The sequence below is a fragment of the Microbacterium sp. A84 genome, from assembly GCF_051842815.1.
Classification (GTDB): Bacteria; Actinomycetota; Actinomycetes; order Actinomycetales; family Microbacteriaceae; genus Microbacterium.
The window spans coordinates 1,855,535-1,879,153 of sequence record NZ_JBPXMS010000001.1 but is presented as its reverse complement, the minus strand read 5'-3'; the positions used below and the strand labels follow the sequence as shown (position 1 = coordinate 1,879,153).

Here is a 23,619-nt window from a genome sequence, read left to right as displayed (position 1 = left end):
TCAGTGACCGGATGAGCCGAGCGCTTGCACGACGCGGCGAGCCGCCGCATCCAAGGCATTCTCCAGATCGGTGACGACCGTCGAGGCCAGGGTTCCACCACGGGCGACGTGCGTGCGCAGATCGGTGCGAGTTCGCGCGCGAAAGGCGTTGATTGCCGCGTCAGCGCGATGCAACTCCTCGCGGCTGGTGACACGCTCATCGGACATCGGGGAGGACGTCGACGGCCGACTCTTCGCGGCAGCCCGCTCATCATGCGCCGCAGAGGCGAGGTCGGCGCGAAGGCTCTTCATGGCATCCTGAACGCTCTGACGCACCTCATTGGCGATCAGTCGCACTGAATCGGTGAGACCAGATTCGATTCCGGCAAGATCGCCCTCACGCCCGGCGAGCTCTGCCCGCCCAGCATCCGTGATGGCATAAATCGTGGTGCGGCCGTCGATGGTCTTGGTGACCAGGCCCTCTTCCTCGAGCTTTGCGAGCCGCGGATAGATGGTGCCGGCGCTCGGCGTGTACGTGCCGCCGGTGCGATCGGTCAGCGCCTGGATGATGCCGTAACCGTGTTGTGGCGACTCGGCCAGCAGCGACAGCAGGTACAGGCGCAGGTCGCCGTGCGAGAAGACGGCGGGGCTCATGAGTCCCACTCCTCATCGTCGGCCACAGTGATCATGGGCTGGCGCAGGACGGTGATGTCGCCGGAGACCGAGTTCGTGCGGATGTCGACGAAGTTACCCGCAAGCTCGCCGGTCGATCCGGTGTAGTTGGTCGGCCCGGTATTCCCGCGGTCGATACCGTCGATCATCACGCCGCCGCTCATCGAGCGCACCACGTAGTTGGCGGGGAGCGTCTCTTCGAGGCGGATCGTGCTGCTTCCGGCAACCGTGTTCAGGCTGATGGTGTTGACGGCGCCGGTGGCATCCACCCAGATGGCGCCCGAGACCGTGTCGATCGTCGTCTTGCGCACTGAGCCGGTGATGGCGACGTCGCCGGAGACGCTGTTCGCATTCACGGCACCGGTGAGTCCGTGCACCTGCACATCGCCCGAAATCGAGTTCAACGTGAGGTCGCCCGTGTGTGTGTCGACGATGAGGTCGCCGGAGACTGTGTTCAGCCGCGCGTCATTTGTGAGGCCAGAGACCAGGGCGCCAGCGCTGACTACGCCGAGGTTGAGCGCGATGTTACGGGGGACTGCGACGCTGACCTCCGCACGCGGGCCGCCCGAGCCGAAGTTGCGGAACACGTCGAGGAAGTTGTCCCAACCCAGCTGTGGGTGGTCGATCTCGATCTGCGTGCCGTCGGATTCGATGCGGAGGTCTTTGATCGTGACGCCGTGGACCTCGATGCGGATGCCTGGTTCGTCGTGGGCGATGACGTCAACCTGTCCGCCGACCAGTCCGATCTTGAGTCGGGTCGCCTGCGCGATGTCGATGACGCGTTCCTCGCCGGGGGCGATGAGCCACTTCTCGGTCATGTTCACTCTCCTGGGTTGCGGCGATATCAAGCTATATCGCGTGTGAAGAGAGTAACACGATATATCTCGAGTTCGTCAAAAAACTCTGGGGGAAGCCTTGACATTGACGTTGCGTCAACTTCTAACGTGGAGGAATGGCAACGACGGAAGGGCAGATGCTATGGACAGGCAGGACTGGTCGATCCAGGAGATCGCGCGGCTGGCCGGCACGACCAGCCGGACGCTGCGGCACTACGGCGACATCGGGCTGCTGAAGCCGACGCGGGTGGCACACAACGGCTACCGGCACTACGACCAGGCAGCGCTCGTGCGCTTGCAGCGGATTCTGCTGCTGCGCGAGCTCGGACTCGGGCTGCCGCAGATCGCGGAGGTGCTCTCTTCGAGCGACGCGGGGGCCACCAGTGGAGGCATCCGCTCTTCGTCGCCACCTCGCGTACTTACGCGCGGAGCAAGACCGACTGGCGCGACAGATCGCGTCGGTCGAATCGACTGTAAACGCATTGAAAGCAGGTGAATCTCTCATGGCAGAGAACATGTTCGACGGTTTCGACCACACCCAGTACAAGGATGAGGTCGAGCAGAGATGGGGCAAGAAGGCCTACTCCGACAGTGACCGTTGGTGGCGCGGGAGAACGGATGCCGAGCGTGCCGAGTGGCAGCAGCTCGTCGCCGACCTGGGTCGCGACTGGATCGCGGCCGCCGAGAACGGCGCGGATGCGGCATCCGATCAGGCTCAGGCCCTCGCGAAGCGTCACGTGGAATGGCTCGTGAGTGTGCCTGGTACACCGGGAGCCTCCAAGGAATACATCATCGGCCTCGGTGAGATGTATGTCGCGGACCCGAGGTTCGGGGCCAACTACGCCACGAGCGCGGGTGGCTCGCAGGGTGCCGAGTTCGTGCGCGACGCGCTGCGCATCTACGCAGAGGCGAATCTGTAGCGGGGTGTGGAGGGCTGTGAGGATTAGAGTGACCTCGTGACCCTCCGCCGACTGCTCCTCGTCGTGCTCGGTGGAATGCTCGGCACGGCAGCGCGTCTTGCGCTCGGGCTCATGATTCCGGATGCTGCCGGACTGCCCCTCGCGACTCTCGCGGCGAACGTGCTCGGTGCCTTGCTTATCGGGGTGCTCGCCGCGCGACTTCCGCGCTCGTCAGAGCGACGGGTGTTCCTCGCTACGGGCATCCTCGGCGGGTTCACCACCTACAGCGCCTTCGCGGTCGGCTCGATCCAAGCGTTGGCGAGTGCACCGATGCTCGCCGTGCTGTACGCGCTCCTCACGCTGGTGCTCGGCATCGCGGCTGTTGTGCTGGGGATGCGACTGGGCAGGAGGCGCGCACAGTGACTCCGCTCCTCTTCGTTCTGGCATCCGTCGCTGGCGGCCTCGGCGCCGGCGCGCGCTACCTCGTCGACATCGCCGTGATGCGCCTGACCGCGGGGCGATTCCCCTGGGGGATCGTCATCGTGAACATCACCGGATCGTTCGCGCTGGGGCTGGTCACCGCATCCATCCCCGAGGCGGCCTTCGTCATCGGCGCGGGGTTCCTCGGTGGTTACACCACCTTCAGTACGGCCATGCTCGACACGCTTGCGCTGTGGAAGGACGGCGAACGGCCGGCATCCGTCTTTCATCTGTTCGGAACGTTCGGGGCATCCGTGCTCGCGGCGCTCGCCGGCCTCGCGCTCGGCGCTCTGATGTGACTGTGCTCTGATGTGACTGCGCTCTGATGTGACTGCGCTCTGATGTGACTGTGCGCGGGCGGTCGTCTCCCAGGTAGCCTGGATATTGAAGATGTACATATGTACATGTACTGATGTCTGCGACCGGGGAGGGTCATGACGGTGACACTGCGCCGCAAGCGTGACCCCGAGGGCAGGCGGCTCGCGATCATCGAGGCGGCCGCTGAGCTCATTGTCGAGATCGGCGGCGACGCCATCACGCATCGCAAGGTCGCGGCCAGAGCCGGCGTACCGCTCGGAGCGACGACTCAGTACTTCGACACGCTCGATGACCTGCGCGACGCCGCCGTGCGTCACTTGTCTGTCGAGGTGGATGCTCGGATCGAGATGATTCGCCGCACGGTCGAGCGCGATGGCGCCTCGGCGCGGGTCCTCGCTGAAATCCTGCACCGCGGACTCATCGATGCGCATACTGTGCGTCTCGATCGCGCGGTCGCGACTGCGGCCATCCATGATCCGCAGCTGCATGGGCTCGCCCGGCGCTGGTCAGCCCAGCTCGTCTCCTTCCTCGCTCCCGTCCATGGTGAGGAGCGGGCGACCGCCGTCGCCATCTTCATCGACGGCGTCATGTGGCACGCGCTGCTGAACGACGCCCCACTCCCGCAGGAGCTCATCGAGTCGGCCCTCACCGGTCTGCTCGGTACCCCTGCGGTCACGCCTGCCGAAGCATCCGTCTCGCACGACGCATCCGTCCGTACTGATCGAGAGAAACCCCGTGTATAAACTCGCCGTTCTCAGTCTGCGCAACCGCGCACTGATCGCCCTCATCACGATCGTCGCCGCCGTGTTCGGTGGACTCGCGATGACGAACCTCAAGCAGGAGCTCATCCCCTCGCTTGAGCTGCCGGCGCTCATCGTCATGACGACCTACCCCGGCGCCTCGCCTGAGGTCGTTGAGAACGATGTCTCGACGCCGATCGAGACGGCGATTCAGGGTGTGCCGGGGCTCGAGGCAACGAGTGCGACCAGTACGACGAATGCCTCGATCATCCAGGCGACGTTCACCTATGGTGAGAACCTCGCGACCGCCGAGCAGAAAATGCAGCAGGCGATCAACCGCATCTCCGCACAGCTGCCGGACGATGTCGAGCCGCAGGTGCTGTCGGTGTCGATCGATGACTTCCCGGTGGTTCAGATCGCCGTGACCGGTTTCGATGACGCCGAGACAGCTCAATCAGATCTCGAGAACGTAGCGATCCCTGCGCTCGAAGACGTCAACGGTGTCAATGCCGCCCAGATCGTCGGAGGCATCGGGCAGCGAATCACCATCACGCCTGACAATGCGAAGCTCGCCGAAGCGGGTCTCACAACACAGGCGATCAGCTCGGCGCTGCAGCAGAACGGCACACTGTTCCCCGGCGGCAACATCACCGAGGACGGTCAGACGCTGACCGTCCAGACAGGCGCGAAGATCACCTCCGTCGAGGAGATCGCCGCCCTCCCGCTCGTCGGTGCGCAGGCCACGATCGCCGATGTCGCGACGGTTGAGCTGGCATCAGAGTCGACCTCGTCGATCTCGCGCGTGAACGGCGAGGACGCGCTGTCGATCTCGATCACCAAGTTGCCTGCGGCAAACACCGTCGAGGTGTCCAACGGCGTGATCGCCGCGATCGACGAACTGAAGAAGGCATTCCCGGATGCCGAGTTCACCGTCGTGTTCGATCAGGCTCCGTTCATCGTGCAGTCGATCGAGACGTTGGCCACCGAGGGTCTGCTCGGGCTCGTGTTTGCGGTGATCGTCATCCTGGTGTTCCTGATGTCGATCCGTTCGACGCTTGTCACCGCGATCTCGATTCCGACGAGCGTGCTCATCACCTTCGTTGGTCTGCAGGCGTTCGGATACTCGCTGAACATCCTCACCCTTGGCGCGCTGACCATTGCGATCGGTCGTGTGGTCGATGACTCCATCGTCGTCATCGAGAACATCAAGCGGCACTACGTCGGCGACGCGAACAAGGGCGATGCGATCCGGCTGGGCGTGCGCGAGGTGGCTTCGGCCATCACCGCATCCACCATCACGACCGTCGCGGTGTTCCTGCCCATCGTGTTCGTCGGCGACATGGTCGGTGAGCTGTTCCGACCATTTGCGATGACCGTAACGATCGCCATGGCCGCGTCGCTTCTGGTGTCGCTGACCATCGTGCCGGTCCTGGCGTACTGGTTCCTCAAGCCGGGCAAGGAACTGCTCGACGACAGTGGCAAGGTCATCGATCCGGAGCATCCGGATGCTCCGCCGACCAAACTGCAGAAGGCGTATCGACCGATCCTGAGCTGGACTCTTAAGCACTCCGGCCTCACCGTGATTCTCGCCGTCGTCGTGCTGGGCGGTACGCTCGCGGCGGCTCCGCTGATGAAGATCAACTTCCTCAGCGACACGGGTCAGAACACGATGACGGTCACACAGGATCTCGGTCCGACCGCGAGCCTCGAGACGAAGGATGCCGCGGCAGCAATCGTTGAGGGTGCCCTGTCGGGCCTCGACGGAATCGAGAACGTGCAGGTGTCGATCGGCTCGAGTGGATCCTCCCTCATGGATGCCTTCTCCGGGGGAGCCGGGGTGACCTACTCGATCATGACGTCGGCGGATGTCGATCAAGAGCAGCTCAGGGCTGACGTGCTGGATGCTGTCGACGGACTCGACGGCGTCGGCGAGATCAGCGTCAACGCTGCTGCCGGCTTCGGATCCAGCGATATCGCGGTGAACATTACAGCGCCGAACAGTGAAGCGCTCACCGCAGCCACCGAAGCGGTGACCGCTGAACTTGAGGGACGCGACGGCATCGGCCAGGTGACCGACAACCTCGCCGCTTCGCTGCCGTACATCGCTGTCGTCGTCGACCGCCAGGCGGCGGCAGACGTCGGACTGTCCGAGGTCGCCGTCGGTCAGATCGTGTCGAGCACCATGCGTCCGCAGCAGATCGGCTCTGTCGAGCTGAACGATACCGCGCTGACCGTTTACCTCGCAGCGACCGAGCCGCCGACCACAGTCGAGGCCCTGCGCACGCTGACGATTCCGAGCGCGCTCGGAATCGTGCAGCTGCAGGACATCGCCGCCGTGGAACAGCGCGAGGGACCGACCTCAATCACCACTGAGCAGGGTCGCCGCACCTCGACGGTCACCGTGCCGCCGGCATCAGACAACCTCGCGGTGGCGACTGCTTCGGTCACCGCAGCGCTTGAGGCAGTGGATCTGCCCGACGGCGTCAGCGCCGAAGTCGGTGGAGTCGCATCCCAGCAGGCCGACTCGTTCTCGCAGCTCGGACTCGCGATGCTCGCCGCGATCCTGATCGTCTACGTGGTGATGGTGGCAACCTTCAAGTCGCTGCGCCAGCCGCTACTGCTGCTCATCTCGGTGCCGTTCGCGGCAACCGGTGCGATCCTGCTGCAGATCGTCACGGGCGTGCCGCTGGGCGTCGCATCCCTCATCGGTGTGCTGATGCTGATCGGCATCGTGGTCACGAATGCGATCGTGCTCGTCGACCTCGTCAACCAGTATCGGGAGAAGGGCCTGGCCGCGCATGACGCGGTCATGGCCGGTGGCGAGAAGCGTCTGCGCCCGATCCTGATGACAGCGCTCGCGACGATCTTCGCCCTCACGCCGATGGCGTTGGGGATCACCGGTCACGGCGGGTTCATCTCGCAGCCGTTGGCGATCGTCGTGATCGGCGGTCTGGTCTCATCGACCGTGATGACGCTGATCGTGTTGCCGACTTTGTACAACCTCGTCGAGGGTGCGAAGGAACGCCGCCGGGCGCGTAAGGCCGGGCCGGATGCGTCGGCTGCCGACTCGAACGACGAGCCCACGCCGGATTCGCCTGAGGATGCCGGTCGCGTGCTCACACGTCGCGAGATGCGCGAGCAGCAGGGGTTGTCGGCGGCGAACCCCGTCGACTGACGCCCAGCAAAAATACATCACCGGCTCGCGGAATATTCCACGAGCCGGTGACGTTAAGCGACCAGTGCGCTGATTTCAACCCAGTGCCCAGAAAGAGCGTCAGTGTCTTGAACGATGTCACCACCCTTCCCAACCAGGACACGATCGCGAACGAGACCGCCGCGTCTCAGGAGCAGTCCATCCTCGACGAGGCCTTCGCTCGCAGGGATGATCTCCTCAGCGAACTCGACGCCGAGCTGGACAAGCCGGCGACGGATGCCGTTCACCACGCGCGGATGCGCATGATGACGCAGCGGCGTTCCGAACTGCGGTACGCCGAGCAGGGCCTGATCTTCGGCCGGCTCGACTCGCTCGACCAGAGCGTGCGCCACCTCGGCCGGGTCGGAATCCCCGGTGCAGACGGCGATGACGATGAGCCCCTCGTGATCGATTGGCGGGCGCCGGCCGCTCGTGCCTTCTACACCGCGACAGCGGTCGATCCCCAGGGGCAGGCGCGTCGCCGGCACATCCGTACAGATGGCCGTACGGTGCTGAGCATCGATGACGAGCCGCTCGACGGCTCGACCGCGAGTGATCTTGTCGGCGAAGGGGCACTGCTCGCCGCACTCGACGAACGCCGCACCGGACGCATGAACTCGGCCGCGGCGACGCTGCAGGTCGAGCAGGACGACGTGATCCGCGCGAGCCCGCAGGGACCGATCGTCGTGCAGGGCGGACCGGGCACGGGAAAGACCGTCGTGGCGCTGCACCGCGTCGCCTACCTGCTCTTCACCCACGCGCAGCTCGCCGCACAGGGCGTGCTCGTGCTCGGCCCGTCGATGCGATTCCTGGATTACATCGCCCAGGTGCTGCCGGCTCTCGGCGAAACGGCTATCGTCTCTGCGACCTGCGACACCCTGGTGCCCGGGATCGCGGTCGAGCGTGACGAACCGCGTCACGTCGCCGAGATCAAGGGCCGTGCGCTCTGGCAGAAGGCGCTGACCGACTACGCCGCGTCGCTGACACCGCGGCCCGCTGCCCTCGAGCTGGTCTGGGAGGGCGAGAAGTACGCGCTCGACGAGCGCCGGATCGCGAACGCACTGGCATCCGCTACATCCGGACGCTCGTACCACGCCGCACGCGCCGCCTTCAGTGCGCACGTGCACGATCTCCTCACCGACGCGGTCGTGGAGCGCAGCGAGGAAACGCTCGCGCAGATGGAGGAGGGTCTGGAAGATCTGCTCGGTTCCTTCGACGCGAAGCTCGAGCGGGCGGATGACCGCGGCGTGGCCGACGGTGTCTCCGGCGCCGAGGCCGACGGTGTGCTGTCAGAGGAAGACATCGAGCGGCTGCGCGATCGCATCGCGGACGACCGTGGACTGGACGATCTGCTCGCCCAGTGGTGGCCGATTCTGGATGCCACGGACGAGCTCGTGCGTCTGCTCGGCGACGACGAACTGCTGCAGGAATGGGCACCGGACCTCACCGAGGCGGAGCGCGAGGCGATCACCCAGGAGTCGAGCGGATGGGTGAGCAGCGACATTCCGCTCGTCGACGCGCTGTCGGATCTGCTGGGCAACCCGCTCTCCGACAGTGAGCAGGGCGAGTTCCTCGCCGATCGGGCCGCATCGCAGCGCGACTGGGTCTACGGTCACGTCGTGATCGACGAGGCGCAGGAACTGTCAGAGATGCAGTGGCAGATGGTGCTGCGCCGGTGCCCTTCGCGCTCGATCACTGCGGTCGGTGACATCGATCAGGCGGAAGCCCCGCACCGGCACGTGACCTGGGCGCAGGCAGTTGACGCCGCATTCGGCGAGCGCTGGACTGAGACGAAGCTGACGATCTGCTATCGCACGCCGCTTGAGGTGATGCAGCTCACCGCTCCCGTGCTCCGCAACGCAGGAAGCGTGAATGAGCCGCCACGTGCGGTGCGCTCCTCCGGCATCGAGCCGTGGTCGCGCGACGTCGCGGAGAGCGACATCGCCGCGGAAGCCGCGCGCCTTGTCGATGACCTGGCACAGCGCTGGACCGGCGGAACGGTCGGCGTGATCGCGCCCATCGGTCGTCTGGCCGCGCTGCGCGCCGCGCTTCCCGGTGTCACGGTGATGTCTGCGACCGACTCGAAGGGCCTTGAGTGGGATGCCACGCTGCTCGTGGATGCCGACGGCATCGCCGCCGAGCCACGTGGCTGGAACGGACTCTACGTCGCGCTCACCCGCTGCACTCAGGAGTTGGGACAGCTGCATGTGATGGAGCGAATCAGCTGAGCTCGATGCCCCAGGTCAGCGTGCAGGTTTCGCCGGGGGCGAGGCGGCGGATGCCGAGGCCGCTGTTGAACGCGTCAGCGGGAGCCGACATGGGCTCGATGGCGACCGCGAGAGCCTGACCCGGATAGTTCGTCGTCGTGTACACCTGCACGAAATCGAAGCCCTCGCCCTGCCACAGCGTCACCTCGCGACCGTCCTGGGCGGTGAGCGAGTGGCGCACCTTGCCGTCTTCGTCGCGGGCGAGGTCAGTGAAGCCGGTGTCGAGCGTGATGTCGCCGAGGCGCACCCCGACACGCAGCGACTCAGGTGCAGGCGAGGTTCCGGTCGGCAGCATCCGCTCGTCGGTGTCGAACTGCGTCGCGGCAGGAACTGTGAGCACCAGATCATGCGCATCGACGTCGCCGATCGTGGCGAAGGGGTGCGTGCCGATGGCGACGGGTGCTGTGGCGTCCGACCGGTTCGTCAGCGTGTGCGTGACCTGGATGCCAGCATCCGTCAATGCGTACGCGACCGTCGTCGCGATCTCGTAGGGGTACCCGGTTTGGGGGTGGATCGTCGCATGGAGGATGGCTGTCGCATCCGATTGTGTGATGTCGTAAGCGGTGAAACGCAGCAGCCCGTGACTCGCGTTGTTGAGCTTCGGCTCGGTGATCGCGAGATTCTGTACCGTGCCCTCGTCATTCCAGACCCCATCACGCACGCGGTTCGGCCACGGCGCGAGCACGACACCCGAGCAGGACGGGGTCGGAACGTTTTCCGGGTAGCGCGCGACGACGTCGACACCGCCGACCGTGAGGCCGCGAAGGGATGCTCCGACCTGGGCGATCTGCGCCGTCACGGCGCCGCGCTGGAGGTGGATCTGGGTGCCAGTGGGGGAGAGAGAAGTCACCTCGCAATCGTACGGGGGTCTTTCTCAGGCGTGTCGGCTAAACTGGTGAAGTCGGCTTCGGACAGCCGCGCGATAGCGCGAGCGTTTTTGTGGTCCAGGGGCCGATGGTGAGCGTCGATCGACGCACATTACCATCACATGAATGGCCCCCGGCCGACGGATGTCCGGGTTATCCCTGCGCGCGTACGTAGGTGCTGTTCTCGTGCAGAGAACCAGAAGGATTTCCCCTTGCCTAACAACAAGAAGCCCCAGGGCGGCCGAACCGGCCGCAACTTCGAGCCGCGCTACGGCGAGAAGAAGACCTCGTTCCACGACCGCCACGCTGGCCGCCCCGAGGGCGACCGCGGCGGACGCTCGGACGCTGGTCCGAAGCGTTCTGCGGGAGGCCCCAGCCGCAGTTTCGACCGTAGTCCCGGTAGCAAGAGCTCGACCCACCGCGGTTACCGCCCGGCCGAGGCCGACACCGGAGCACCCAAGCGTCGCTGGACTGACCAGGAACGTGCCGGTCGCGATGATGCTCGTGGCTTCGCCGGTCGTAGCGATTCGGGTCGCCGCGATGCACCGCAACGCGACGAGCGTCCGCGCACCGGCAGCGACCGTGGCAACGACCGTCCCCGGTTCAACAATGACCGTGGTGGCGAGCGTCCTCGTTACAACAACGACCGCGGCAATGACCGTCCTCGTTTCAACAGCGACCGTGGCGCTGAGCGTCCGAGCTACAACGCTGATCGTGGTGCTGGGCGTCCGAGTTACAACAACGACCGTGGCAATGACCGCCCTCGTTTCAACAACGACCGTTCCGCTGGGCGTCCGAGCTACAACAATGATCGTGGCGCTGAGCGTCCCCGTTTCAACGACGACCGTTCCGCTGGGCGTCCGAGCTACAACGCTGACCGTGGTGCTGGGCGTCCGAGCTACAACAACGACCGCGGCAATGACCGCCCTCGTTTCAACAACGACCGTTCCGCTGGGCGTCCGAGCTACAACAATGATCGTGGCGCTGGGCGTCCGAGCTACAACAACGACCGTGGTAACGACCGCCCTCGTTTCAACGACGACCGTTCCGCTGGGCGTCCGAGCTACAACAATGATCGTGGCGCTGAGCGTCCCCGCTACAACGCTGACCGTGGCAACGACCGTCCGCGTTTTAACAGCGACCGCGGTGCTGAGCGTCCTAGCTACAACGACCGCCCCCGCACTAACAGCGATGACCGTCGTACCGAGCGCCCCCGGGTCAACGCGGAGCGCTCCAACGATCGCCCGCGTACCAATGACCGTGAGCGCTCCAACGATCGCCCGCGTACCAATGACCGTGAGCGCTCCAACGACCGTCCGCGCAGCAACGACCGTGACCGTCGCAGTGAGCAGCGCCCCGGCCGTGACAACTGGAACGCTTCGACAAGCTCCGGCTCCAGCGGAGCGAAGTTCACTCCGGGCGCCGACGTCGTCCACGAGCGTCTCGCGGCGAAGACTGTCGCGGCCCCCGAGGTCGATGGCACCACGTTTGCGGACCTCGGTCTGGGCTCCAACATCGTCGAGGCGCTGAAGGAGCTCGGTGCATCCGCACCGTTCGCCATCCAGGCAGCGACCATCCCGTCGATCCTCGAAGGCCGCGATGTGCTCGGCCGCGGCCGCACCGGCTCCGGCAAGACCATCGCGTTCGGTGCGCCACTGGTCGAGCGTGTGCTGAAGTCGCAGGCCGGCAAGCGTCGCGAGTTCGGCCGCTCCCCGCGCGCGATCATCCTTGCTCCGACGCGTGAGCTCGCACTGCAGCTCGACCGCACGATCCAGCCGATCGCGCGCAGCGTCGGGCTGTTCACCACGCAGATCTACGGTGGCGTCCCTCAGGGTCGTCAGGTCGGCGCATTGAAGAAGGGCGTCGACATCGTGATCGGCACACCCGGTCGCGTCGAGGACCTGATCAACCAGGGCAAGCTCGACCTGTCGGACTGCCTCGTCGCAGTTCTCGACGAGGCAGACCACATGTGCGAACTCGGCTTCGTCGAGCCGGTGCAGCGCATTCTGCGCCACACAGCAGACGGCAGCCAGAAGCTGTTGTTCTCGGCGACGCTTGACCGCGAGGTCGCTGCTCTCGTCGACGAGTTCCTCGTGGATCCCGCCGTATACGAGGTCGCTGGTGAAGACCAGGACTCCGGCACGATCGAGCACCGCGTCCTCGTGATCGAGCACCGCGAAAAGGCTGACATCCTGACTTCGATGGTCGACCGTGCGGGTAAGACGCTGGTCTTCGCTCGCACTCGGGCCTACGCCGAGACGCTCGCTGAGCAGTTCGATGACGCCGGTATCTCGGCGGTGTCGCTGCACGGTGACCTGAACCAGGCCAAGCGCACCCGCAACCTCGAGCGCATGAGCTCGGGTCGCGTGCAGGTTCTCGTGGCCACCGACGTCGCAGCTCGCGGCATCCACGTCGATGACATCGACCTGGTGATCCAGGCAGATGCGCCGGACGAGTACAAGACCTACATGCACCGCTCGGGTCGTACCGGGCGCGCAGGTCGCGCAGGCCGCGTCGTTACGCTCATCACGCGTCAGCGCGAGCGTCGGATGACGGACCTGCTGGGTCGCGCCGAGATCGACGCACCGTTCGAGTCCGCTCGCCTCGGCGACGACGTGATCGAGGAGATCACTGGGCGTATGCCCACCAACGCCGAGATCACCGCGTAACAGCGTTCATAACTCCTCAGATTCCTGAGGAAAAGGGCTCCGGAAGTAGCTTCCGGAGCCCTTTCGCGTCTGAGTGAGGAGTTGTGACCGACTCAGGTGCGGGGAGTAGCGCCCTGCACGTGAAGGGCTGAGCTGAGGTTCGTCCCGTTCAGGTCGAGGTAGAGCTGGCGTTCGGTGACGGTGAGGGTCACCGTGTTACGACGCTCAATCACCCGGACGGCGTCGTCGATGAAGCCAGGGTCGAAACTGAAGACTTCGATCTTGTCGATGTCATGGATACGCTTGCCCGCCCACGGGGCGATCACCTTCGTCGGGTCACGGTGCGTGTAGACGACGGTGCGCTCGGCGAGGCGGCTGCCATAGTGCATCCGCTCGGCGTCGGGTGCCCCCACTTCGATCCATGCGGTGATTTTGCCGGTGAGGTCGCGGGCGAGCACAGCCGGCTCTTCCGTCGACGAGAGGCCCTCGCTGAATGCGATCCCCTCGCCGTACTCGAGGCAGTAGGCGAGCAGGCGGGTGACCATGTAAGCATCGGTCTCGGACGGATGCCGGGCGACGCGGAGTGTGAAGTCGTCGTAGGCGCCCCGATCCATATCGGCCAGTTGCACTGTGAACGTGTGGATCATTGCGCCGATTGCCATAACTGTTGAGCCTACGCGCCGCGGCTGCGGGGGCCTGACCGAGTCATCAGAACAGCATCGGTGCCGGAGCTGAGGTCGCGGGTGCGCTTACGGATGTCGGCCGCATCAGCTGTCGTGTCGGATGCACGTCATCGGAATGCCGTGCTTCGAGTCCGTGCATGCGGATGAGTGGGCGTGTCCGCTTTGCCAGCCATTGCCGGTACGGCTTCGGTGCTTCGGAAGCTGCCCCGGGGTAAAGGCCGCGGTACGACGACATGAGCTCCGGATGCTCGCGCTCCAGCCACTGCATGAACCACGGCTTGACTCCCGCGCGAAGGTGCAGTGCGCCGTAGATGACGTGGTCAGCTCCGGACTGCTTGATGCGCTTCAGTGCATGACCGATCGCCTCGATCGAGTCGGTCAGGTGCGGAAGGACGGGCATGAGGAAGACACCGACACGGAAGCCGGCATCCGTCAGTGCCCGCACGGTATCGAGGCGCGCCTGCGTCGACGGGGTTCCTGGCTCGATCGAATGCTGCAGTTCGTCGTCGTACATCGCGATCGACATCTGGATATCGATCGACACACTCTTCGCAGCCTCAACGAGCAGCGGAATGTCGCGGCGGATCAGCGTCCCCTTGGTGAGGATTGACATCGGCGTGCCCGATTCCGCGAGCGCGCGGATGATGTCGGGCATGAGCTTGTAGCGGCCCTCGGCGCGCTGATAGGGATCGGTGTTCGTGCCGAGTGCCACCCGCTCGTGCTGCCAACTGCCACGGCGCAGCTCTTTCTGCAGCACCTCGGCGACGTTCGTCTTCACGACGATCTGCGAATCGAAGTCGCCACCGCCGTCGAGGTTGAGATACTCGTGCGTTCCGCGAGCAAAACAATAAACGCAGGCATGACTGCATCCACGGTAGGGATTGATCGTCCAGCTGAACGGCATCCGCGAACCGGCGGGAACCTTGTTCAGGGCCGAGCGTGCCAGCACCTCGTGGAAGGTCATGTCGGCGAACTCCGGTGTAGTCACTGATCGCACGATGCCAGTGCGATTCTCCATGCCGGGCAGCGCCGAAGCATCCTCTTCGTCGATCGTTTGTCCCTGCCATCGCATACACTCATTCGAACAAATCCTCGATGTTAAGTCAAGCAGAAATGAGAGTTATGTTCGATCAGCGTTTAAGGGGACAATGGAACCCATGAGTGACGCACTGCAACCCCGGCATGCGTCGCGCCGCCCCCGTGCGTTGAGGATTGCCTTGCCCGTCGGTCTGGCGGTGACGGCGCTCGGTGCGCTGTGGGCGATCGCTGAGATGCCGGGGGTTGCCGGAGCAGAACTCCCGCCCATGCCTGTCGTGGCTGCCCAACTCCCGGTGATCGATGTCGCAGGCGTCACCGCCGCCGATCCCTGCTCCGAGCCCACGGTGATCGATGCGCTCGCCGCAGGCGATGATGAAGCGGCCATTGCGGCTTTCGGTGGTGGCGCCGCATTCCGCGACGCAATGGTCATCGGCAACGCTCCCTGCATCTCGCTCACTGACCCCGCGCGCCGATGGGTCATCGTGAACAAGACCCTCTCGCTGAATCCGGTCGACTACGCACCGGCCCCACTCAGTGGCACGTCAGTCGAAACGACCACGCGGTCGAATCAGCTCCGAGGCGACGCAGCATCCGCTCTCAACGAGATGGCCGCCGCTCTCCATGAGTCTGGCGCGGGCGTGCTGGGAATGAACAACGGCTACCGTTCGTATCGTCTGCAGGTTGCAACGCATGCCGGACACGTGAGTTCCCTCGGGCAGACGGCTGCCGATCGGGTTTCCGCACGCCCTGGCTTCAGCGAGCATCAGACCGGACTCTCGATGGATCTCGTCGCGTGCAGCAATGGCTGTGGCGAGATCGGCGCCTTTGGTGGCACACGTGAGTCGGAATGGGTTGCCGAGCATGCCTGGGAGCATGGCTTCATCGTCCGCTACGAAGAGGGCGTGACCGACACCACCGGGTATGTGCAGGAGCCCTGGCACATGCGCTACATCGGTCCGGCGCTTGCGGCCGCCTATCACGACAGCGGATGCCGATCGCTGGAAGAGTTCTTCGGGCTCCCTGCTGCGCCGGACTACGCGCACTGACCCTCCTTCTGTGGCTTCCCACAAACGCGGTACGCAGTCTCACGTAGCGTGGGATGCATTCTCACAAGGCTCTGGCTCGGCATCCGTTCTCCGGCATAGACTCGCGGGAGCAATGACGCCACACACGTTCGGGAGGACGGCATGGAACGCGATATCTACGATGAAGACCACGAGGCATTCCGCGACCTGGTGAAGGACTTCGTCAAGCGCCACGTCAACAACGAGAGCATCGAGAAGTGGGATGCTGACGGCGAAATCGACCGGGCGACCATGCTCGCAGCCGGAGAAGCAGGAATCATCGGACTCTCCGTTCCTGAGGAGTTCGGCGGCGCCGGCATGCTTCAGGACTACCGATTCCGCACCATTGTGAATGAAGAGGTCATCGGCGCCGGTGCCGGCTCCCTCGCTGGTGCCTTCGGCATCCAGGACGACCTCGCTGTTCCCTACCTTGTGCACATGGGCACGCAGGAGCAGAAGGACAAGTGGCTGCCTCGGATGGCCACCGGAGAAATCCTCGGCGCTCTTGCGATGAGCGAGCCCGGAGCGGGCAGCGACCTGCGCGGTATCAAGACCACGGCGAAGAAGACCGACGGCGGCTACATCGTCAACGGAGCGAAGACCTTCATCTCCTCGGGCAAGACCGCCGACATCGTCGTCACGTTCGTGAAGACCGGTGAGGGCAACCGTCCGGACGCGTTCAGCCTACTCATCCTCGAGAACGGCATGGAGGGCTTCGAACACGGCAAGAAGCTCAACAAGATGGGCTCGCACGGACACGACACCGCAGAGCTGTCGTTCAGTGACGTCTTCGTCCCCGAGGCGAACCTCATCAGCGGTAAGGAAGGTCAGGGCTTCCTGCAGCTGATGATGAACCTGCCGCTTGAGCGTCTTTCGATCGGCATCGCTGCGGCATCCGCTTCGCAGGCGGCGTTCAAGTGGACCGTCGAGTACACGAAGGACCGCGAAGCCTTCGGTGAGCGGATCATCGACTTCCAGAACACTCGCTTCAAGCTGGCGGATGTTGCGACAACCGTCGACGTCATGTGGGCGTATCTTGACCGTGCGCTGCTTGCCTACAAGGACAAGAAGCTCACCGGAGAAGAAGCAGCGAAGATCAAGTTCTGGACCACCGAGCGCGAGTGGGAGATCCTCGACACCTGCGTGCAGCTGCACGGCGGCTACGGGTACATCACCGAGTATCCGATCACCCGTGCCTTCCTCGACGCGCGCGTGCACCGCATCTATGGCGGCACGAACGAGATCATGCGCGACATCGTCTCGCGTCAGATCGCCGGCAAGCGCTGAGTCGAGCCTCGGCACGTGCGCGACCGTTGAAAGAATGAAAACCCGCCTCCCGAGCCCTTGAATCCAAGGCATCGGGAAGGCGGGTTTTTCTTGGTTATAAGAAGACGAAGAGCAGGGCGGATGCTGCGAGGAACAGCACGATGAAGACCACGTCGCGCCGGCGGAAGGGCACCAGATACCGCTCCGTGCGAGTGGCGTGGGCGCCGAAGGCTCGGGCATCCATTGCCAACGCGACGCGTTCGGCATGCCGGATCGCGCCGGCCAGCAACGGCACGATGTAGCCCCAGCCGCGGGCGATCCGCGCGAACGGTCCGCGTCCGCCGTGGTGTCCGCGCACACGATGCGCGGCGCGGATAACAGCAAGCTCATGGCCGAATCGCGGCACGAAGCGGTACGCGGCCAGGGCGGTATAGCCGATCCGATACGGCACGCGCAGTTGCTGAATGCTCGCCCGCACGAGGTCGGGCCCGGTCGTCGTGAGCCCGCCGATCAAAGCGAGGGAGAAGATCGCAGCCACGCGAAGAGCTGTGGCGAAGCCGACCTGCAGCGCGCCGGAGAACAAGGTCCAGCCGCCGATCTGCAGGAACGGTGCGGTCTCGGCGACGCCAACGGCATCCACCCACAGCGAGAAGCCAAACCCGATTGCGACGATGCCGAGTGGCACGGCGACGAAGAGAAAGACGGCAGATCGCGACGTGATCCGAGCGCCGAGCAGAATCACGAGGTACGCGAACGCGATGAACGATATCGGTGTGACAAGGTCGCGCACGAATATGAGCAGCAGCATCGCGGGTGCGACGGCCGCAACCTTCGATAGCGGATTGAGATGGTAAAGAAAGTGCCTGGCGGATGCCGGGGTCCCGGGCGTGAACGGATCGATGGTCTTCGTCGGCGAGGTGATGGCGGTCATCGCATGCCCTCGGCCAGAGTGCGGCGAATGCGGGGCGTGAGTGCGCGGTGCAGCATCGGCAGCCGTAGGCCGGCCGACTCGAACAGGCCCTCGGTGGCGAACAGCTCGGCGGTGAGGCCCGCGGCGTGCACGAGGCCCTCGGCGAGAATGACCGTGTGCGTGGTCTGGTCGGCGACCAGCTGAAGATCGTGCGTCACGATGATGATCGTGGTGCCTTCGGCCTGCAGCTCGGTGAGCAGGTGCAGCAGTTCGGCGGCGCGGGCGCGATCCTGCCCGAATGTCGGCTCGTCGAGTGCGAGCACCCGCGGGTGCGTGATCAGTGCTGTTCCGACCGAGAGGCGACGCTTCTCGCCACCGGAGAGCAGGAACGGATGCACGTCAGCCTTGGCTTCGAGGCCGAATCTGGCGAGCATCTCGCCGACCCGCTCGCGAATCTCGTGCTCGGGTGTGTGCAGCAGCGTGAGCCCGTGCGCGAGTTCGTCGAATACGGTGTGCGCGATGAACTGGTGCTCCGGGTTCTGGAAGACGAAGCCGATGCGGGCGGCGAGGTCACGCGGAGACGCTGTGCCAGGGTCGAGGCCGTCGATCGTGACCTGGCGTTTCGGCGGGGCAATGACTCCTGCCAGCGACTGGATGAGTGTGGTTTTCCCCGCACCGTTCGCCCCGATGATCGCCGTGAGCGAGCCGGCGGGGATGTCGAGGTCGATGCCGTGCAGGATCTCCTGCCGCCCGCGCTTCACTGTCAGGCCGCGGGCCCGCACGATCGAGTGTTCCGCGCCCGACGGCTGATACAGATGCAGGGCGGATGCACGGATGTCGGATGATTCCTCGGCGTTTCGCCCTGCAGGCGTGCTTCGACCCTGCAAGTGTGCCCCGGTGTCCGCCTTGTTGTCGTCGGCCTCGGCCATCGCCGCGGCGAGCTCCTCTGGGGTCAGGGGCAGCGGCACGTCCTCCGGCAGGATGCCGCGCGCGCGCAGCATCCGTCCCGCCAATGTGGCAGCCGGCAGCCATACCCCCATCGCCACGAGTTCTTCGGTGTGCCCGCGCAGCACCTCAGCGACCGGGCCGTCAAAGGCGAGGCGACCCTGCTGATCGAGCACGAGGGCACGAGTGGCGAAGCGCATCGCGGCATCCAGATTGTGCTCGACCAGCACGATGGCATGATCTCCCGCGGCGACCAGATCGCTGAGGGCGTCATACACGTCGTCGATACCCTGAGGATCGAGGTTTGCCGTGGGTTCGTCGAGCACGATCAGCGGCGAGCCCACCGCGAGTGCGCAGGCGATTGCAAGTCGTTGGCGTCCGCCGCCGGACAACCGATCGGGGTTCCAGCTGCGACGATCCCACAGGCTCACTCGGCGGAGTGCCTGCTCGGCGCGTTCCACGACCTCGGCGACAGGAAACAGCAGGTTTTCCAACGCGAAGGCGACCTCGTCGAAGACGGTGCCGGTGACCAGTTGTGCGTCCGGATCCTGGAACACCATCGCCACCGTCGTGCTGAGTTCCGCGACCGGTGTGGTGATCGTGCTGCGCCCGCCCACTTCCACGGTGCCCTGAACAACCGCCGGAACAGACTGCGGCAACAAGCCGTTGAGCGCGAGGGTGAGTGTTGATTTCCCAGAGCCGCTCGGACCCAGCACGAGCACGACTTCGCCAGGATGCACGTCGAAGCTGACACTGCTCGGTGACGGGCGCGTAGCACCGGCGTGAGTGAGAGAGAGGTCACGCACGCGAAGTAGGGGCGCGGATGTGCGCACGGCGAAACCCCGAGTCTGTGGAAAGAGTACGGTACTAGGTTAGCTGAGCCTAACCTGACGCGCACGCAGGGGGTTCACCCGCGGATGACTCCTGCACGTCGCAGCGATGACCCCACACCGAGGCCGATCACTGTCCACGCGACGGGGCCGAGCACGAACAGTGCGACGAAGCCGATTCCGCCCCACAGTGGCAGCGCGCCGACGTCAAAGGCGAACCACAGCGGCACTGCGATCACGATTCCGGTGATCGCAGCGGAGAGCAGGAAACGCCACGCCTCCCAGTGTCGATATCGCAGAAGCGCGGAGACACCTTCTTGGACGCCGCCGAACACGATCGCAGCGAGCAGATAGCGACCCGCCATGGCAGGCACGAAAGCAGTGGAGATGAGCGCCGCGATCGCATGGGTGATCAGTGCCACCCATGGCGCCCGCAGTACCTGTTGTGCGATCACGCCGGGAAGTACGTGGAAGCCGAGGACGAGACCGTACAGCGGCACGGCTCCGACGGCAACGATCACGTGCAGGCCCGCCCACAGTGCCGAGACGAGCCCGGTCGCGACGCCGATAGCAGCGCAGATCAGCAGCACGCGGGTCGACATCACGCGTTTCGTTGGCACTGTCCCAGCCTATCGCTGGGTTCACCGGGCCGGCCCACTGTCGCCTCTGGTGCTCTGGGGTAAGGGACGTTATACCGCGTCGGGCGATCGGAATCTACCTCTGGTGCGCGGCAGCGGCCGGGTCTATGTTAAGCGGCGGATGCGGCAACGAAGCCGCAGCCGCAACCATCGGAGAGACACATGGGTCGATCACCCTTCCGGTTGGCGATGGCCGTCACATTGGCCGCAGTCGTCATCGGTTCCTCGGCAACCGCCAGCTTCGCAAGTGCCGAGGGGGTGACACATCCCACACCTGTGGACGGCACACCGGGGCACTACATCGTCTTGATGAAAGCCGATCCCCTGGCCACGTACGAAGGCGACACGAACGGCCTGCGACGAACCATGCCAAAACCTGGCACGCAGCTCGACGCCCATTCCTCGGACTCGCAGAAGTACATCGCGCACCTCGCGAACGAGCAACGCAAGCTCGCGAAGGCCGAGGGCGTCACCACAGACGCGACCTACCAGGTGACGGTCAACGGCTTCAGCGCCGACCTCACCGGTGAGCAGGTCGATGCGCTGCGCGCCTCGAAGGACGTGATCGGGGTGTTCCCGGATGAGATCCGGCATCCGGATGCGCAGTCCTCCACCGGCTTCCTCGGACTCGGCGATGACGCGAACGGTGCGGGCGGCGTCTGGGACGCCACCGGCGGGGTCGAGCACGCGGGTGAAGGGGTCGTCGTCGGTGTCATCGATACCGGCATCGCCCCGGAGCATCCGTCGTTCGCGGGCGACAAGCTGAAGAAGCAGAAGCAGAGTGGCGCCGAGGCGTACAGCGACGGTTCGTACGTCTACTTCGACAAGTCCGACGGTGCACAGTTCCGCAGCACCATCGTGCAGGGTCAGGACTGGAACAAGCACGACTACTCCACCAAGCTGATCGGTGGACAGTACTTTGCGACCGGTGCCACGGCGGCCGGATTCGACTTCCAATACGACTACCTCTCCCCGCGCGATGGCGACGGACACGGCTCGCACACCGCGAGCACGGCTGCCGGCGCCTTCGGCGTCGAAGCCACCGTGGAAGGTGTCGGCCTCGGCACGATTTCCGGTGTCGCCCCGGCCGGCAAGGTCGCGGCCTACAAGGCCTGCTACGTCGGCCCGGATCCGCTGGTCACAGAGGACGACATCTGCGCCCTCAGCGACCTCATCTCCGCGATCGATCAGGCAGTTGCCGACGGCGTCGACGTGATCAACTACTCGATCGGCGGCGGAGCCGCCACGACCGTGCTGGCGCCCGATGACATCGCGTTCCTGAACGCCGCTGCCGCCGGAGTGTTCGTCTCCGTCAGTGCCGGCAACGCCGGACCGGATGCGGCCACCGCAGACCACGCGTCGCCCTGGTACACCACGGTCGCCGCATCCACGATCCCGACCTGGGAGGGCACGGTCGTCTTCGACGGGTTCGCCCAGGCCGGAACATCCGTTTCTGTCCCGTTCGGTGAGACGGTCACCGGCCCCTCGATCTACGCAGGCGATGCTGCTGCGGCAGGAGCGGTGGATGCGCAGCTCTGCCTGCCAGGCACCCTCGACCCGGCAAAAGTCACTGGCCACATCGTTGTCTGCGATCGCGGCAGTAATGCGCGTGCGGAGAAGTCACAGGTCGGGAAGGATGCCGGCGGCATCGGCATGGTCCTGGTCAACGTGCCCGGCGGTGCCGACTCGCTAGACAACGACTTCCATGTGATCCCCACGGTGCACCTCGCCGCCGCACATCGCGAGGCGGTTCTCGCGTATGTGCAGGATGGTGTCGACCGGCCGATCTCACTGATCGGCGAGAACACGACGGGCGAGGTTACTCCGGTGCCGCAGATCGCCGGATTCTCCAGCCGCGGCCCGATGCATGCCGACGGCAGCGACGTCATGAAGCCCGACATCGCAGCCCCCGGTGTGGCGATCCTCGCCGCGACGAACAACGGCAGCAAGGATGCACCGACCTTCGGCATCCTCTCTGGGACATCGATGGCGTCGCCGCACATCGCCGGTCTTGGCGCGCTGTATCTCGGTGAGCGTCCGAACGCGTCGCCGGCGGAGGTGAAATCGGCGATGATGACGACCGCCTATGACACTGTGAACGCCGACGGATCGGCGAACAACGACCCGTTCGAGCAGGGGGCCGGTCAGGTCGACCCGACCCGCTTCTTCGACCCGGGGATGCTGTATCTGAACGACGTTGCGGATTGGGTGGCGTTCCTCGAGGGCAAGGGGCTGGCGCAGTTCGACGGCGTCGAGCCGATCGATGGCAGCGACCTCAACCTCGCCTCGATCTCGATCGGCACCCTCGCCAGTGCGCAGACGATCACCCGCACGGTCACGTCGACTGAGGCGGGCACGTTCACCGCGAGCGTCGACGTGCCGGGCGTGAACGTGAGCGTCGAGCCGTCCACGCTCAGCTTCGGCGCGGCCGGCGAGAGCGCGACGTTCACTGTCACCTTCGATAACGAGAGCGCTCCGGTCGAGCAGTGGGCGACCGGATCGCTCACCTGGTCGAGCGAGGCGAACACCGTGCGCACGCCGATCGCGGTGTTCCCGGTGACAGCGGACGCACCGGCCGAGGTGACCGGAACGGGCGTCGACGGCAGCACGGTCGTGGAGATCACGCCCGGCATCAACGGCGACCTGCCGCTCAACCTCGCGGGGCTCACGCCGTTCCAGCTGCTCACCGACCCGAGTCATCCGGTCGACGGGCACTCGGGCGACGAGAACTCGGGCGATGCCAACAAGGACGTCGCGTGGATCGTCGACGTGCCGGAGGGCACGACGCTGTCGCGCTTCGATCTCGATTCGTCGGATGACGAGGGCAGCGACCTCGATCTGCTGGTGTACCGCGTGGTCGCCCCCGACGATCTGCGCTACTACGAGGTGTGGCAGTCGGCGACGGCCTCGGCCGACGAGCAGGTGACGCTGCCGACGCCGACGGCCGGCACGTACCTGATCGTGGCGAACGTGTACTCGACGACCGCGCCGATGACGTGGGACATGACCTACGCCAACGTGGCGCCGGGCGGAGAGGGCGCGTTCACGGCGACGCCGAACCCGATCGCTGCGACGCAGGGCGAGGCGACGAGCTACGAGGTCAGTTGGGCCGGTCTCACAGTCGGCACCCGCTACCTCGGGGTCGTGCAGTACGCCGATTCCGACGTCCGCACGATCGTCTCGGTAGACACGGCGCCGTAACGGGTCTGAGGCGCCCTGTGCTCTTCGGAGCGCGGGGCGCCTCTGTGCGCGGCACACTTGCAGGGCCGAGGCACGGATGTCGGGCGAAACACCGGCGTGTCGCCTTGCATCCGTTCGATCGCCCTGCATCTGTGCCGGGCAGGCGA

The 23,619-nt window shown here is 65.3% G+C and carries 17 protein-coding genes and 1 pseudogene; 10 read left to right on the top strand and 8 right to left on the bottom strand.

Annotated elements, in window-relative coordinates; genetic code table 11:
* Both ACSU04_RS08940 and ACSU04_RS08935 read right to left on the bottom strand, forming a co-directional pair.
* Complete coding sequence (locus tag ACSU04_RS08940; protein WP_439280252.1) at nt 1–633, bottom strand: PadR family transcriptional regulator; 633 nt, start codon at nt 631–633, stop codon at nt 1–3.
* Nucleotides 630–1,469 (bottom strand): DUF4097 family beta strand repeat-containing protein, encoded by an 840-nt coding sequence (locus tag ACSU04_RS08935; protein WP_439289164.1) that lies wholly within the window; start codon nt 1,467–1,469, stop codon nt 630–632. Before ACSU04_RS08935 ends, ACSU04_RS08940 begins: the two co-directional genes overlap by 4 nt.
* 160 nt (nt 1,470–1,629) lie before the next feature.
* On the opposite strand from ACSU04_RS08935, the pseudogene ACSU04_RS08930 reads away from it, so the two are divergent.
* The 6 genes and pseudogenes from ACSU04_RS08930 (at nt 1,630) to ACSU04_RS08905 (ending at nt 9,345) form a co-directional block, all read left to right on the top strand.
* A pseudogene (locus ACSU04_RS08930) lies at nt 1,630–2,407 on the top strand (MerR family transcriptional regulator).
* A gap of 36 nt (nt 2,408–2,443) precedes the next feature.
* On the top strand, nt 2,444–2,809 hold the full coding sequence (locus ACSU04_RS08925) for a fluoride efflux transporter FluC (protein ID WP_439289163.1): 366 nt from the start codon (nt 2,444–2,446) through the stop codon (nt 2,807–2,809).
* Nucleotides 2,806–3,165: a fluoride efflux transporter FluC gene (locus tag ACSU04_RS08920; RefSeq protein ID WP_439280256.1), complete on the top strand. Its 360-nt coding sequence runs from the start codon at nt 2,806–2,808 to the stop codon at nt 3,163–3,165. The genes ACSU04_RS08925 and ACSU04_RS08920 overlap by 4 nt, the downstream gene beginning before the upstream one ends.
* A gap of 135 nt (nt 3,166–3,300) precedes the next feature.
* On the top strand, nt 3,301–3,927 hold the full coding sequence (locus tag ACSU04_RS08915; protein WP_439289162.1) for a TetR/AcrR family transcriptional regulator: 627 nt from the start codon (nt 3,301–3,303) through the stop codon (nt 3,925–3,927).
* Nucleotides 3,920–7,099 carry an efflux RND transporter permease subunit gene (locus ACSU04_RS08910; RefSeq protein WP_439289161.1) on the top strand — a complete coding sequence of 1,060 codons (3,180 nt, stop codon included), beginning with the start codon at nt 3,920–3,922 and terminating at the stop codon, nt 7,097–7,099. Before ACSU04_RS08915 ends, ACSU04_RS08910 begins: the two co-directional genes overlap by 8 nt.
* 107 nt (nt 7,100–7,206) lie before the next feature.
* Nucleotides 7,207–9,345, top strand: a complete 2,139-nt coding sequence (locus ACSU04_RS08905; RefSeq protein WP_439289160.1) for a HelD family protein — start codon at nt 7,207–7,209, stop codon at nt 9,343–9,345.
* On the opposite strand, the gene ACSU04_RS08900 is transcribed toward ACSU04_RS08905, so the two are convergent.
* Nucleotides 9,338–10,234, bottom strand: a complete 897-nt coding sequence (locus tag ACSU04_RS08900; protein WP_439289159.1) for an aldose 1-epimerase family protein — start codon at nt 10,232–10,234, stop codon at nt 9,338–9,340. The genes ACSU04_RS08905 and ACSU04_RS08900 overlap by 8 nt on opposite strands.
* Before the next feature lie 228 nt (nt 10,235–10,462).
* Between ACSU04_RS08900 and ACSU04_RS08895 the strand changes: the two genes are divergently transcribed.
* Complete coding sequence (locus ACSU04_RS08895) at nt 10,463–12,919, top strand: DEAD/DEAH box helicase (protein WP_439289158.1); 2,457 nt, start codon at nt 10,463–10,465, stop codon at nt 12,917–12,919.
* 92 nt (nt 12,920–13,011) lie between these two features.
* Here the strand turns inward: ACSU04_RS08895 and ACSU04_RS08890 are convergent, their stop codons facing one another.
* Entirely contained in the window at nt 13,012–13,560 is a 549-nt protein-coding gene (locus tag ACSU04_RS08890; protein WP_439280262.1) for a YaeQ family protein, read from the bottom strand.
* 46 nt (nt 13,561–13,606) lie between these two features.
* On the bottom strand, nt 13,607–14,653 hold the full coding sequence (locus ACSU04_RS08885; protein ID WP_439289157.1) for an Rv2578c family radical SAM protein: 1,047 nt from the start codon (nt 14,651–14,653) through the stop codon (nt 13,607–13,609).
* A gap of 85 nt (nt 14,654–14,738) precedes the next feature.
* Between ACSU04_RS08885 and ACSU04_RS08880 the strand changes: the two genes are divergently transcribed.
* The gene (locus tag ACSU04_RS08880; RefSeq protein WP_439289156.1) at nt 14,739–15,665 is read left to right on the top strand and encodes a M15 family metallopeptidase; all 927 of its coding nucleotides are present in this window, start codon (nt 14,739–14,741) and stop codon (nt 15,663–15,665) included.
* A gap of 141 nt (nt 15,666–15,806) precedes the next feature.
* Complete coding sequence (locus tag ACSU04_RS08875; protein ID WP_439280265.1) at nt 15,807–16,970, top strand: acyl-CoA dehydrogenase family protein; 1,164 nt, start codon at nt 15,807–15,809, stop codon at nt 16,968–16,970.
* A gap of 94 nt (nt 16,971–17,064) precedes the next feature.
* Here ACSU04_RS08875 and ACSU04_RS08870 read toward each other — a convergent pair whose 3' ends face one another.
* From ACSU04_RS08870 to ACSU04_RS08860, 3 genes are all read right to left on the bottom strand, one after another.
* Entirely contained in the window at nt 17,065–17,880 is an 816-nt protein-coding gene (locus ACSU04_RS08870) for an energy-coupling factor transporter transmembrane component T (protein ID WP_439289155.1), read from the bottom strand.
* A complete protein-coding gene (locus ACSU04_RS08865; protein WP_439289154.1) occupies nt 17,877–19,637 on the bottom strand; it encodes an ABC transporter ATP-binding protein in 1,761 nt (586 codons plus the stop codon). Before ACSU04_RS08865 ends, ACSU04_RS08870 begins: the two co-directional genes overlap by 4 nt.
* 74 nt (nt 19,638–19,711) lie before the next feature.
* Nucleotides 19,712–20,254: an ECF transporter S component gene (locus ACSU04_RS08860; RefSeq protein ID WP_439289153.1), complete on the bottom strand. Its 543-nt coding sequence runs from the start codon at nt 20,252–20,254 to the stop codon at nt 19,712–19,714.
* Nucleotides 20,255–20,434: 180 nt separating this feature from the next.
* Between ACSU04_RS08860 and ACSU04_RS08855 the strand changes: the two genes are divergently transcribed.
* Nucleotides 20,435–23,473, top strand: a complete 3,039-nt coding sequence (locus ACSU04_RS08855) for a S8 family peptidase (RefSeq protein WP_439289152.1) — start codon at nt 20,435–20,437, stop codon at nt 23,471–23,473.
* The last annotated feature ends 146 nt before the right edge of the window (nt 23,474–23,619 follow it).